This is a genomic window from Dehalococcoidia bacterium, assembly GCA_035310145.1.
GTDB lineage: Bacteria > Chloroflexota > Dehalococcoidia > CAUJGQ01 > CAUJGQ01 > CALFMN01.
Map to the genome: position 1 here is coordinate 1 of DATGEL010000146.1, position 12,986 is coordinate 12,986.

The 12,986-nt window shown below is 69.6% G+C and carries 14 protein-coding genes and 1 riboswitch; of the genes, 12 read left to right on the forward strand and 2 right to left on the reverse strand.

Features of this window, described 5'->3' with window-relative positions; all coding sequences use genetic code 11:
* Positions 1-255 precede the first annotated feature (255 nt).
* The 3 genes from VKV26_25570 to VKV26_25580 all read left to right on the forward strand — a co-directional run bounded on the left by VKV26_25570 (position 256) and on the right by VKV26_25580 (position 3,987).
* The gene (locus tag VKV26_25570; protein HLZ73288.1) at positions 256-1,995 is read left to right on the forward strand and encodes an ABC transporter substrate-binding protein; all 1,740 of its coding nucleotides are present in this window, start codon (positions 256-258) and stop codon (positions 1,993-1,995) included.
* An 85-nt stretch (positions 1,996-2,080) separates the two neighbouring features.
* Positions 2,081-3,031 (forward strand): ABC transporter permease, encoded by a 951-nt coding sequence (locus VKV26_25575; protein ID HLZ73289.1) that lies wholly within the window; start codon positions 2,081-2,083, stop codon positions 3,029-3,031.
* 38 nt (positions 3,032-3,069) lie between these two features.
* Positions 3,070-3,987 carry an ABC transporter permease gene (locus VKV26_25580; protein HLZ73290.1) on the forward strand — a complete coding sequence of 306 codons (918 nt, stop codon included), beginning with the start codon at positions 3,070-3,072 and terminating at the stop codon, positions 3,985-3,987.
* 16 nt (positions 3,988-4,003) lie between these two features.
* Here the strand turns inward: VKV26_25580 and VKV26_25585 are convergent, their stop codons facing one another.
* Positions 4,004-4,585 carry a CGNR zinc finger domain-containing protein gene (locus tag VKV26_25585; GenBank protein ID HLZ73291.1) on the reverse strand — a complete coding sequence of 194 codons (582 nt, stop codon included), beginning with the start codon at positions 4,583-4,585 and terminating at the stop codon, positions 4,004-4,006.
* A gap of 209 nt (positions 4,586-4,794) precedes the next feature.
* Here VKV26_25585 and VKV26_25590 point away from each other — a divergent pair, with 209 nt between their 5' ends.
* On the forward strand, positions 4,795-5,013 hold the full coding sequence (locus tag VKV26_25590) for a hypothetical protein (protein ID HLZ73292.1): 219 nt from the start codon (positions 4,795-4,797) through the stop codon (positions 5,011-5,013).
* Positions 5,014-5,015: 2 nt separating this feature from the next.
* Positions 5,016-5,600: a maleylpyruvate isomerase N-terminal domain-containing protein gene (locus VKV26_25595; GenBank protein HLZ73293.1), complete on the forward strand. Its 585-nt coding sequence runs from the start codon at positions 5,016-5,018 to the stop codon at positions 5,598-5,600.
* 70 nt (positions 5,601-5,670) lie between these two features.
* On the opposite strand, the gene VKV26_25600 is transcribed toward VKV26_25595, so the two are convergent.
* A complete protein-coding gene (locus VKV26_25600) occupies positions 5,671-6,366 on the reverse strand; it encodes a PaaI family thioesterase (protein HLZ73294.1) in 696 nt (231 codons plus the stop codon).
* A 104-nt stretch (positions 6,367-6,470) separates the two neighbouring features.
* Here VKV26_25600 and VKV26_25605 point away from each other — a divergent pair, with 104 nt between their 5' ends.
* The 7 genes from VKV26_25605 (at position 6,471) to VKV26_25635 (ending at position 12,978) form a co-directional block, all read left to right on the forward strand.
* Entirely contained in the window at positions 6,471-8,180 is a 1,710-nt protein-coding gene (locus VKV26_25605; GenBank protein ID HLZ73295.1) for a CocE/NonD family hydrolase, read from the forward strand.
* Between the two features lie 172 nt (positions 8,181-8,352).
* Positions 8,353-10,035, forward strand: a complete 1,683-nt coding sequence (locus VKV26_25610) for a thiamine pyrophosphate-binding protein (GenBank protein ID HLZ73296.1) — start codon at positions 8,353-8,355, stop codon at positions 10,033-10,035.
* Positions 10,036-10,139: 104 nt separating this feature from the next.
* Positions 10,140-11,372 carry a CoA transferase gene (locus VKV26_25615; GenBank protein ID HLZ73297.1) on the forward strand — a complete coding sequence of 411 codons (1,233 nt, stop codon included), beginning with the start codon at positions 10,140-10,142 and terminating at the stop codon, positions 11,370-11,372.
* 323 nt (positions 11,373-11,695) lie between these two features.
* Positions 11,696-11,804: riboswitch (cyclic di-GMP riboswitch) on the forward strand.
* A gap of 188 nt (positions 11,805-11,992) precedes the next feature.
* On the forward strand, positions 11,993-12,181 hold the full coding sequence (locus tag VKV26_25620) for a Flp family type IVb pilin (protein HLZ73298.1): 189 nt from the start codon (positions 11,993-11,995) through the stop codon (positions 12,179-12,181).
* A gap of 60 nt (positions 12,182-12,241) precedes the next feature.
* Positions 12,242-12,430 carry a hypothetical protein gene (locus VKV26_25625; GenBank protein ID HLZ73299.1) on the forward strand — a complete coding sequence of 63 codons (189 nt, stop codon included), beginning with the start codon at positions 12,242-12,244 and terminating at the stop codon, positions 12,428-12,430.
* A gap of 76 nt (positions 12,431-12,506) precedes the next feature.
* Entirely contained in the window at positions 12,507-12,695 is a 189-nt protein-coding gene (locus VKV26_25630) for a Flp family type IVb pilin (GenBank protein ID HLZ73300.1), read from the forward strand.
* A gap of 91 nt (positions 12,696-12,786) precedes the next feature.
* Entirely contained in the window at positions 12,787-12,978 is a 192-nt protein-coding gene (locus VKV26_25635; GenBank protein HLZ73301.1) for a hypothetical protein, read from the forward strand.
* Positions 12,979-12,986: the final 8 nt, after the last annotated feature.

Genomic DNA, 12,986 nt, shown 5'->3' on the forward strand with positions numbered 1-12,986 from the left:
GTCATCGGCCCCTTCCTGCGCGACCGACCGTCCTCACTACGGTCGGTCGCTCTGTTTTCCTCGTTACCCTACTGCATCGCCACGCCTCGCCTCCGTCTCATCCCTGCACCGTGCTTCCACAACTTCTGGGCACACCCGGCCACATCGCCCCGTTGACGCGCCGTTTCGCCGCCGACTATACTCAGCCACCGGTCGAACGCGGTTCGAATGATGGCCATGAATCGCGCGGTGAGGCAGGGCCGGCGGAGGGGTGCGATGAGCGAGCAAGGCTACTGGCAGCGGCGCACGACGCGCCGGCAAACGCTGCGCGGCGCCGCCCTCGGTGGGCTGGGCATGGCCGCCTTTCTCGCCGGCTGCAGCGGCTCGAACAATAACAAGAGCAAGGGCGCGAGCACGACCACGAGCGCCCCCAGCGGCGGCAATGCCACGTCCGCCCCGGCCACGCAGGCCGCGCTGCCCACGCTCACCGTGCGCCCCACCGCCGCCGTGGACGAATCCAAGATCAACAAGAACAACGTCTACCGCGACCGCCAGAGCCAGCCCTGGCCCACGATCAACCCCTACAAAGACCTGATCACCGGCCTGACGCTCGGCTTCACGATCTACGACCACATGTGGTACACAACCAAGGACACCAACGAGCGCGTGCTCTTCCTCGCCACCGGTATCGAGCAGCCCGACCCGCTCCACTTCACGGTCAAGATCGGCAAGGCGGTCTTCCACGACAAGCCGCCCACCAGCGGCCGCGCCGTCACCGCCGCCGACATCAAGGCCAGCTACGAGGCGGCGGCGAAGTCCAAGACGATCTCCAACAGCGACTGGTGGACGAAGACGCTGGACACGATCACCACCCCGGACGACAGCACCGTGTCGTTCACGCTCAAGCAGCCCGACGCCTGGACCTTCACCTCCACCAACGCCGGCAGCCCCTTGAGCGGCTCGATCATCCCGCAAGAGATCGCCACCCAGCCCGACTTCATGGACAAGGACCTGATCGGCAGCGGCCGCTATCAGTGGGTCAGTCACGAGAACGGCGCCAACCCCAAGATGAAGCGCTTCGACAAGTGGCGTGTGGCGGGCGAGCCCTGGACCGGCGGCTACGAGCAGAAGCTGATTCAAGAACAGGCCGCCGCCGACGCCGCCTTCGCCGCGCAGCAGATCGACCACCTGGCGGCGCAGAACAAGGCCGAGAAAGACCAGCTCGTCTCGCAGCTCGGTAAGCAGGTGGACGTCGATACGACCGTCACCGGCGCGATCTGGACGGTGGAGACGCGGGCCGACGGCGCCTTCGCCGACCCGCGTGTGCGCCAGGCGATCTACCTCGGCCTCAACCGCGACGAGTACATCCAGCTGCTGGAGCTGGGCAACGGCGTCAAGTCCGGCCCGATTCCGCCCGGCTTCAAGACCTTCGCGCTGGACAACGACGAGCTGACCAAGACCTTCTGGCAGTTCGACCCGGCGCAGGGCAAGCAACTGCTGCAGGCCGCCGGTTTCGACCTCAGCCACGAATACGAGATCAAGTACTACATCCTCACGGACAAGCCGGCGCAGTTCGCGCAGATCGTGCAGGGGCAGTTGCAGAAGAACCTCGGCATGAAGGTGAAGCTCACGGCCGAAGACTTCGGCACCTGGCTGGCGAAATCGCTCTACCAGGGCCAGTACGACGGCTTCATCATCTATCCCACGCTCGACTACGACGACCCCAGCAGCTACATCGGCGCCTACGGCAAGGTGATCGGCGGCCGGCCGAACTGGGCCGGCTTCAAGGACGACGAGCTGGACCAGGCCGTGGCCGCGCAGAAACTGGAGTTTGACGACGGCAAGCGCACGGCCATGCTCAAAGACATCCAGCGCAAGGCCTACCAGAAGTTCGCGCCGTTTATTCCGCTCTACGTCGCCTTCTCCAACGACCTGTTCTGGAGCTACGTCAAAGGCCGGCTCGTGGGCCGCGGCAGCTACGGCTTGTTCAACGGCCGCCTCTACATCGACAAGTAGCGCGGCGTGAGCCGTTCCGGCCAGGCGGCGCAGCGCCGCCGCGGCCGGAGCGCACCGCTCCCGACTCTCCCCGAACGAGCCTGCCATGCGCCGCTACGTCATCCGCCGCCTGCTCGCCCTGCCGGTGATCGCCGCCGCCGTGTCGATCATCACCTTCGCCATACTGCGCTCGCCCTGGGCGGGCGATCCGGCGATCCTGCTCGCCGGGCAGGGCGCCTCGCAGGACCAGGTCGCCGGTATCCGCCACACGCTCGGTCTCGATCGGCCGATCATCGTGCAGTTCGGCGATTGGTTACTGCACCTGGCGCGCGGCGATTTCGGCAAGACTTTCCGCGGCCAGCAGCCGGTCTGGCCGGAGATCACGCGGCGGCTGCCGATCACCTTCGAGATCATGGCGCTGGCGGTGCTGTTCGGCACCTTCTTCGGCGTGCTCTACGGCGTGATCTCGGCCGTGCGCCAGAACACCTGGCTGGACTACGGCCTGCGCGTCTTCGCCGTCTTCGGCCAGTCGATCCCCAGCTTCTTCCTGCTGGTGCTGCTGATCGTGCTGCCCTCGCTCTGGTGGCACTATTCGCCGCCGGTGGGCGGGCACAAGTCGCTGTTCGCGCACCCGTGGGAGAACCTGCGCCTCTACGTGCCGCCGACGCTGATCCTGGCGATCGCGCACTCCGCCATTCTCATGCGGCTCACGCGATCGACCCTGCTCGACGTGCTGCGACAGGACTACGTGCGCACGGCCAAGTCGAAAGGGCTGCGCGAGCGCAGCGTGGTCCTCAGTCACGCGCTGCGCAACGCGCTGATCCCGATCATCACGATCACCGGCACGCTGATCGCGGAGCTGTTCTTCGGGGCGCTGATTCTCGAACAGGTCTTCAGCATCAACGGCCTGGGACAGTTCTTCTTCCAGTCCGTGCTGGCGCGCGATTTTCCCGTGGTGCAGTTCCTCGTCGTCTACACAGCCGGCGTGGTGATCGTGCTGAACCTGCTCGTGGACCTGAGCTACGTGCTGCTCGATCCGCGCGTGCGCTACACCTAGCTTCCGATCGGGCGCCGGAATATGGGCGGAGAGGGCGGATGGCAGCGATAAGCGGGGCGGCAGCGGCGGGCGAGCTGGCGTGGGGCGGCGGCGCCTGGCAGCAACCGGGCCTCTTGCGCCGCGTCGGGCGGCTGCTGCGCGGCTATCCACTCGGCGTCTTCGGGCTGCTGATGCTGATCGGCTTCATCGTGCTCGGCCTCTTCGGCCCGGCACTGGCGCCCTACGACCCACGCGGACTGCGCGCCGGCTCGCCGCTGGGTGGACTTTCGCCCGCGCACCCGTTCGGGCTCAACAACCTGGGCGAGGACCTGTTCAGCCGCGTGCTGGCCGGGGCGCGCACCACGCTGACGATCTCCGGCACGGCGGTGCTGATCGGCGGCTCGCTCGGGTCGTTTATCGGCATTCTCTCCGGCTTCTACGGCCGCTGGCTCGACTACCTGCTGCAGCGCTCGGGTGAGGCGTTCGCCGCCTTCCCTGGCCTGATCCTCTACCTGATGCTGATCACCGCCTTCGGCCGCGGGCCGAAGACGATCGTGCTGGCGCTGGCCGTGGGCGGGCTGTTCGGCGGCTCGCGCGTGCTGCGCGCGGCCACGATCGTGGAGCGGCACAGCACCTACGTCGATGCGGCGCGGGCGCTGGGTTGCAGTGAGCGGCGCGTCTTCTTTCGCCACGTGGTGCCCAACGTGCTGCCGCTCACCGTGGTGCTGATCAGCAGCGGGCTGGGCGCGGCGATCCTGGCCGAGTCGGGGCTCGCCTTCCTGGGTCTGGGTGTGGCGCCGGGCACGCCGAGCTGGGGCATCGACCTGAGCGGCGCCAACCTCACCTTTGCGCGGCTGGGTCACTGGAACCTGGTGGTCTTCCCCGGCCTCGCGATCAGCCTCGCCGTGCTGGGCGCCAACCTGCTGGGCGACGCCCTGCGCGATATCTGGGACCCGCGCCTGCGCGGCCGGCGCTAGCGGCGCTTCACGTCGCTCAGCTGCTGGCCGTGCGCTCCGCAGCCTCTGTGCGCCGGCGCTGCTGGTAGCCGCGCACCTTGGTGCGGTTGCCGCAGACCGACATCGCGCACCAGGCGCCGGAGCGGTTCTTCGAGGCGTCGTAGAAGGCCCAGCGGCAGCGATCGGCGCGGCAGATCTTCAGCCGCCGCCAGGTGCCGTCCACCATCGCCGTCCAGACGATGCCCAGCAGCCGCGCCACGGCGCCAGGCAAGCCGCCGCGCGCCCCGGTCAGCGCCGCCGTGCCCTCGGCGGAGAAGCGCAGACGCAGCGGCGCCGCGCTCGCCAGCGCGTTCAGCGCGGCGATCGACTGCGTGGGCGGCATTCCCTGCCCGCGGTGGTTGGCCGCGAGCAGCTCGCGCAGCCCCTCGCGCAGCGCCAGCGCCCGGCGCAGGTCCGCGGGGGCAAGCTCGGCCGGGGCTTCGAGCAGCCCGCGGCCGGCGAGCCAGTCGCGCAGGGCGGCCGCGTTACGCAGATCGTCGTGCCCCGTTTCGATGTCCAGCGTGTTGACGAGGGCCTGCACCAGCGCGAGTTCGCCCGGCGCGGGCGGCCGGCTTGCCATGGAGATACGACTTTCTCTGCCGCGCACAGAACGCGCGTTACAACACCACAATACGCCCGTTACTGGTTATTGGACAAGCCGCCTATGCGATCTGGTGATTTGCACGAAAACCGGCAGAATACGTCGTGCCTGCTCAGAACATGTGTGCTAAACTGGATCGTGGACCAACACTACTGTATGGCATACAGTGGTTAGGAACGGAGGCCGTGATGCCCGAGTTGGAAGTCTGGAAAATGGTGCGCGACCTGGAGCGAAATCAGGCCGATCGACGCCGGCTCTGGCGCGCCCAGCTGGCCGGCGAACACCCTGGGGCCGGCTCCCGGCGCCTGCGCTTTTGGCAAAGGCTGCGCGGCGCGAACGGCGCCATTTCTGGAGAGCGGCCGGTGCACGTTGCGAGCCGCCGCGCCATTCCCGGCGACGGGAGGTAGCGATGGCCGCGCTCACCGCACATCCGTACGAGCTGCTCGTGTGGCCACCGGCGCGGCCGCAGGCAAAAGGGGTGCAGCCGATGCCCGATCGCATGGACCGTTCCACCCTGCTCGTGCGGTTGCAGGAAGCGCACGCCGAACTTGAGGCGGCACTGGCCGCGGTGGACACCGCCCGTCTCAGCGAGCCCGGCGTCACCGGCGACTGGTCGGTGCGCGATCTGCTCGACCATGTCTGCTTCTGGGAACAGCGCCTGCTCTGGCGGCTGGGCCTGTCTGCTGCCGAGCAGCCCGCGCCCCTCAGTGAGCCGGAGATGCACCGCGTCAACGCGGAATCGGTGGCGGCGGCGCGTGTGCGCACGCCCGCCGAAACGCTGGCCGCGCATCGCCAGGTTTACGCCGAGCTGCTGGCCACGGTGTCGGCGCTGGGCGAGGCGGAGTTGAACGGCACCGTTCGCCTCGGCGAGCCCGGCGGCCCTCTCTGGGAGCAGATCGCGAGCGACACCTACGAGCACTACGAAGAGCACGCCGCCGAGATCCGCGCCTGGCTGGATGGTACCGCAGCGCCCACGGGCAGCGGGCCGCGCTGAAATCGGCTCTCAACAGCGCGGGCGCATCGGGGCGGCAGCCGCGTTCGTGCGCGGCGGCCATGCGGGGCGCCTAACCCTGGTTTCGCCTGGCCGCTTCACCGCGCAGCCGCGCTGGGTCGACGGAGACGAACAGCCCCTCCGCCTGCGCGTGCAGCACGCCGTCGACCGTGAGCGTCGCCTCGGTCAGGATCTTGCGCCCCTCCACCCGCGTCAGCCAGCCGGCGAAGACGGCTTCGCGCAGGAGCGGCACGGGGCGCCGGTAGCGCACCGTCAGCCGCCCCGTCATACCCGGCCGCGCCGTCAGCGCCTGCGTCGCGCCCAGCACCTCGTCGAAGGCGGCGGCGATGAAGCCGCCATGCACGCAGCCCGGCGGCCCCTCGTAGGCGCGGCTGAAGACGCAGACGCCGCGTACCGTCTCACCGTCGAGCGAGAGGCGCAGCGGCGGCGCCACCGGGTTGGCGCGCCCGATCAGCGGGCTGGTGTCGAGGAAGCGGCGCTGCTCGTCGCCCCCGTTCTCATCAAGGCGGTAGCGTGTGCGCATGCGGCCGCCCGGCGCCGCGGCCAGCCGCTCGCGCAGCCGTGCCGCCTCCTCGGCCAGCTCCTCCAGCAGCTCGCGCGGCGCGGCCGTCTCACTCAGCAGCGCCGTGACCGTGCGCAGCTCGTCGGCCACGCGGTGCAGCGCCTGCCGGTGGGCGCTCGGTTCCGCCCGGTCCTCGATCCAGCGCGTGGCCGTGCGCCGCGGCCCGTCGTTCGTTTCAACGCTCAATCGTCACCTCGCCGGCGTTGGTCCTTGCATTTGCTCAGGGCAGCGAGCAAGATACCTGCGATTTGCATGTCGGCGGCCGCGAGCGGCGACCGCGGGAGCGAGCGATGGCCGGCATTCTTGTCGAGCGCAACGTGCCGGTGGAGATGCGCGACGGCGTGCGCCTGCTGGCCGATGTCTACCGCCCGGCGGACGGCGGCCAGCGCCCCGTGCTGCTGCAACGCACCGCCTACGACAAGAGCCGCGGCCAGCTCGCTTCCAGCATGCTCGATCCGCTGCGCGCCGTCGAGGCCGGCTACGCCGTGGTGATCCAGGACTGCCGCGGCCGCTACGCCTCGGACGGTGAATGGCAGCCCTTTCACTGCGAGATTCCCGACGGCTACGACACGGTCGAATGGTGCGCGGCGCAGGGCTGGTCGAACGGCCGCGTCGGTATGTACGGCATCTCCTACGTCGGCGCCACGCAGTGGCTGGCCGCGATCTCGACGCCGCCGCACCTGCAGGCGATCTTCCCCGCGCTCACCGCCGCGGACTATCACGACGGCTGGATCTACCTCGGCGGCGCCTTCAACCTCTCCTTCACCGCCGCCTGGGCGGCGCAGTTCCTCGCCCTGCCGCACCTCGCTCGGCTGGGCCTTGCGCCCGAGGAGCGACGCGGCGAAGAGGCACGCTTCATGCAGGCGCTGGAACGGCTGCGGCGCACGCTCTCGCACCTGCCGCTGGCCGAGCTGCCGCTGCTTGGCCGCGAGGGGTTGGCGCCCTACTTCTATGAATGGTTGCAACACCCGGACGACGACGCCTTCTGGCGCTCGTGCAGCATCAGCGCACACCACGAGCAGATCGCCGTGCCGGCCTTCAACTTCGGCGGCTGGTACGACCTCTTCCTGGCCGGGCCGCCGCGCAACTTCGCCGGCCTGCGCCAGCACGCGAAAACCGAGCAGGCGCGGCGCGGCCAAAAACTCGTAATCGGCCCCTGGACGCACAACTCGCCCTCGATCACGCAGGCGGGCGAGACGAACTGGGGCTACGGCGCCGCCGTGCAGATGGACGACCTGCAACTGCGCTGGTTCGACCACTGGCTGCGCGACGCGGATACGGGCCTGCTGGACGAGCCGCCGGTGCGCCTCTACGTGATGAACGAGGGCTGGCGCGACGAGCAGGAGTGGCCGCTGGCGCGCACGCGCTACACGCCCTTCTACCTGCACAGCGCCGGACGCGCCAACGCGCTCGACGGCGACGGCCGGCTCGGCCAGGAGGCGCCGGCGGGCGAGCAGCCCGACGTCTTCCTCTACAACCCGCTCAACCCTGTGCCCACGGTCGGCGCCGCCGGCGTCTGGGACCAGCGCCCCGCCGAGCGCCGCACCGACGTGCTCGTCTACACCTCGGCGCCGCTGCGCGAGGCGCTGGAGGTGACGGGGCCCGTGCAGCTCGTACTCTGGGCCGGGAGTTCGGCGCCGGACACGGATTTCACCGCCAAGCTGGTGGACGTGGCGCCGGACGGCCGCGCCCGCAACCTCTGCGACGGCATCCTGCGCGCCCGCTACCGCGACGGCGGCGAGCGCCCGGCGCTGCTGGAGCCGGGCAGGCCGTACGAGCTGCGCATCGACCTGCTGATGACGAGCAACCGCTTCCAGCCCGGCCACCAGGTCCGCGTGGAGGTTTCCAGCAGCAACTTCCCGCGCTACGACCGCAACCCGAACACGGGCGAGCCGGCGGCCACGGCGCGCGAGTGGCGCCCCGCCGTGCAAACGATCTACCACGACGCCGACCACCCTTCGCACCTGCTGCTGCCCCTGATTCCGCGTCAAAGCGCGTAGGACGAAGGGCCAGGGCGTACGGACGGCAGTGAGGCGGTCTCCGCGTCGCGATGGGCGCCGCGCTTCCCCCGCAATCCGCGTTGCGTGCTATCTTCATCCCGATCGTCAGACCGCCCCGCTCGACCGGGTGCGCGCGGGCAGGGCGCGGCAGGCGAAGCGAGGAGAACAGAAGATGGCCGAGATCGAGGGCAGCCAGATCGTGGCGCGGGCGCTCAAAGACCAGGGCGTGGAGATGATCTTCACCGTCGTCGGCGGGCCGGTGATCGAAACGGTCGGGGCCTGCGGCGACCTCGGCATCCGCCCGATCGGCTGCCGCCACGAGCAGGCCGCCGTGCTCATGGCCCAGGCCTACCAGTACGTCGGCGGCGACCCCGGCGTGGCGATCCTCGCCTCCGGCCCGGCCGTGACCAACGGCATCACCGGCGCGCACGTCGCCCGCGACAACTGCTGGCCCGTGCTCATACTCGGCGGCTCCAGCGCCCTGCGGCAGCGCGGCCGCGGCGCCTTCCAGGAAACTGACTCGGTCACGATGATGCGGCCCGTCTGCAAATGGGTCGGCCAGGCCGACAGCGCCGCCCGCCTGCCCGAACTGATCGCGCTGGCGATGCGCGAGATGATGTCTGGCCGCCCCGGCCCCGTCTATCTCGACCTGCCCGCCGACGTGCTGCAGACGAAGCTCGACGAGGAGAACGTCCGCTTCTTTCCTGCCGTGAAGCTGCCGCCGCCGCCCGCCGCCGACCCCGTCGCGATCGAGCGCGCCGCCGACCTGCTGGCCGAGGCCGAGCGCCCCGTGCTGCTGCTGGGCAAGGGCGTGCGCTGGTCGCAGCCCTACCGCGAGCTGCGCGAGCTGGTGGAGACGGTGCACCTGCCCTTCCTGCCCTCGCCCATGGGTCGCGGCTTCCTGCCCGACGACCATCCATTGAACATGAGCGCCGCCCGCGGCACGGCGATGCGCGGCGCCGACGTGGTGCTGGTGCTGGGCGCGCGGCTGAACTGGATGTTCGGCATGGGCCGCGGCCTGGCGCCCGATGCGAAGATCGTGCAGATCGACATCGACCCGGCCGAGATCGGCCACAACCGCGAGCCGGAGGTCGGCATCGTCGCCGACGCGGGCGCCGCGCTGCGCCAGCTCAACACCGCGCTGGAAGGCCGCGCCGCCGGCCTCGCCGAGCGCCGCGCCGAGGGCGCCTGGCTCTCCGACCTGCGCGAGGCGCGCGGTAAGAACGAGCAGGCCGTGGACAACCTGCTGAACTCGGACATGACGCCGATGACGCCGCACCGCCTGCTTAAAGAGGCGCGCGACGTGCTGCCGCGCGACGCGATCATCACCGTGGACGGGCAGGTGATCCTGGCGACCGGCCGCCAGGTGCTGCAGAGCTACACGCCCGCCAGCCGGCTCAACTCCGGCTCCAACGGCTGCATGGGCGTGGGCGTGCCCTTCGCCATCGGCGCCAAGCTGGCGCGGCCGCGGGCGCCCGTGCTTTCGGCGAACGGCGACTGCGCCTTCGGCTTCAACGGCATGGAGATCGAGACCGCGGTGCGCACCGGCGCCGACGTGGTCTTCCTGGTGGATAACAACCAGGGGATCATGGGCGGCGTGCTGGAGAAGCGCATGTTCCACGAGCCGCACCCGGAGCGCGTGGCGATGTACACGCCGAGCGCCCGCTACGACAAGATCATGGAGGCGTTCGGCGGCTACAGCGAGCACGTCGAGCAGCCGCACGAGGTCGGGCCGGCGCTGCGCCGCGCCTTCGCCGCCGGCCGTCCGGCGCTGGTCGATGTCTCGGTCGATCCGAACGCCGTCTGGCCGATCCCGACGGCGGGCGCCCGCGCCAGCGCGCTCATGGGGTATTAGGGAGGAAATAGGAACGAGGAAATAGAAAACAGGAACGAGACGCACGTCCCCAGGTTCCGATTTCCTATCTTCTCGCTCCCATTTCCTAGTCACGGAGGCGCCTCATGACCGAACCCGTATCCGAAGCGACCGGCCCGCTCGCCGGCATCACGATCCTCGACTTCACCCGCTTTCAGCAGGGGACGTTCGGCTCGCTGCTGCTGGCGGACCTGGGCGCCGACGTGATCAAGGTCGAGCAGCCCGGCGGCGATCCCGGCCGCACGCTGGGCAACCACGTCGACGGCTTCTCCTCGTACTTCGAGTCGCTCAACCGCAACAAGCGCAGCATCTGCATCGATCTGCGCCTGCCCGAGGGGCGCGACCTGGTGAAGCGGCTGGCTCGCCGCGCCGATATCGTCTCCGAGAACTTCCGCCCCGGCACGATGGAGAAGCTGGGGCTGAGCTACGAGGAACTCTCCAAGGAGAACCCGGCGCTGATCTTCGCCTCGGCCAGCATGTTCGGCCCGCGCGGGCCGCGTGGGCACGATCCGGGCTATGACACGATCGCGCAGGCGGCCGGCGGCATGATGATGTTCAACCGCCGCTTCAACAAGGCCTTCGGCCACAACGATGACACGCCGCGGCCGGCCCAGCCCGGCAGCGCCGACCAGGTGGGCGGCATGATGTTCGCGCACGGCATGCTCGCCGCACTCGTACACCGGCTGCGCACCGGCCGCGGGCAGAAGGTCGATGTCTCGCTCTACGGCAGCCAGATCGCGCTGCAGGGCATCCATTTCGTGCAGGCGCTGCACCACGCGCCGCTGCGCCCGCCCGGCCAGTCCTCCGCCGTGCTCTCGCACCGCGCCCTCTGCGGCGACGGCCTCTGGATCGCCTTCGGCTTCCTGGAGAAGAGCAAGTGGCCAAACTTCGCCCGCGGCCTGGGGCTGGACGAGCTGATTGACGACCCGCGCTTCGCCACACCGCAGGGGCGCGGCAAGAACCACGGCGAGCTGGTGGAGATCATCGACGCGACCGTGATCCAGCGCCCCGCCGCCGAGTGGATCGAGCAGCTCCGCGCCAACGACTGCCCCTGCACGATCGCCCAGGACTACACGATGATCGCCGAGGACGAGCAGGCGCTGGCCAACGGCTACGTCGCCGTCTACGAGCACCCGCAGGGCACGGTGAAGGCGCCCGGCCTCGTGGCCACGCTGGAAGGCAGCCCGGCCAGCATTCGCCGCCACGCGCCGCTCGTGCCCGGCGAGCATTCGCGCGAGATCCTCTGCGAGGCCGGCTTTTCGGAAGAAGAGATCGGTGCGCTGCTCGCCACGGGTGCGGTGCGCTGCGCCGAAGCTTGACGCGGAGCCGTCGCTCCCGCCGCTCCTTGCTCGTGAAGGTTCGGGCCAAAAGGTGAAGCCGCGCCGAGCGCGGCTTCTTCGTTCCCAGCTCCGCGCCAGGTGCAGCGCGCCGCCGGATCGCCCGGCTGCGCCTGCCGAGACAGCATGACGGCCCCGGCGCGCGATCGCCACGGACCCCGCGGGCGGCGCGGCCAGTAACGGAACAGTAATGACGCTGCAATAAATCGTCAAGTCCCCTTATCTCCTGCGCGAACCGTCTCGATAGCTTCAGTAACCGGACAGCCGTTCCGGGCCATGCCGGCGAGAGCCGCCGGCCGATATGCCCCCGACAAGGGCAAACCCGTCGAGAGGCGGGGGCGCAATGCCACGGGCCTTCGGCCGATCCGTGCGGCACAGCTTCGCCGGAGCGGCACAGGCAGCCGGGCTGCCGAAGGCGCAGCGATCGGGTCTGCGATGCGGCCGCTGTCGGGTACCGGAGCCGGCAGCGGCCTTACGCTGCCGAGTTTGAAGCGAGGGGGGACGCGCTCAGTACGAAGACCACAACACGCCCTGCCCTGACAACCCAACGATCCACCAAGCGTTCAGCTCAATCCCCACAAACTGATGAGGAGACCCATCAAATGTCGATCATCGACCGCGTGTTCGTGCAGTTCCTGACCGCCGTTTCCAGCCGCAAGGACGAAGAGGGCCAGGGGCTGGCCGAGTACGGCCTGATCCTCGCGCTGATCGCCGTCGTCTGCGTCGCCGCCCTGACGCTGCTGGGCAACAAGGTCAGCGGCGTGCTGAGCAGTGTCGCCGGCAGCATCTAAGACGTGCGGCGCACCGCAGCCGGCTGCCCCCAGCAAACGCCGATGAAGAGGATCTCCTGCATGGCGATTTTCGACCGCGCGTGGGTGCAGCTGGCTTGTGGACTTGCCGCGGAGCGGGGCGAAGAGGGCCAGAGCCTGGCCGAGTTCGCCCTGATCGTCGCCCTGGTCGCGCTGCTGTGTGTGGCCTCGCTGGCCGCGCTCAAGGGCGGAATCAGCAAGACGCTCGGCAGCATCGCCGGCAGCCTGTAGCTACCGGCGGCAGAAGGATAAGGGCGGCGTCTCGCCGACGGGACGCCGCCCTCGTTCGGAGAGAGGAGACCAAACGATGTCGATCATCGACCGCGTGTTCATGCAGTTCGTGGGCGCTGTCTACAGCACGAAGAGTGAAGCGGGCCAGGGGCTGGCCGAGTACGGCCTGATCCTCGCGCTGATCGCCGTCGTTTGCGTCGCCGCCCTGACGCTGCTGGGCGGCAACATCAGCAACGTGCTGAACAGCGTCGCCGGCAGCATTTAGATCGGTTCGCCGGCGGCGTCCTGGCCACGGCGGCCAGGACGCCGCCCAGTTTCACCGCCTGCTCGCACAGCAGCAGGAAGGGATACTCTTCATGTCGATTTTCGGTCGCTTCTTCATACAGGGACTGCGGGCGGCGCAGCGGGGGCAGGGCGATGAACGCGGCCAGGGGCTGGCCGAGTACTCGCTGATCCTCGTGCTGGTCGCTCTGGTGTGTGTTGCCGCGCTGACGCTGTTGGGCGGCGGCATCAGCAGCGCCCTGAACAATATGGCTGGCTCCTTCTAGGCGCGACG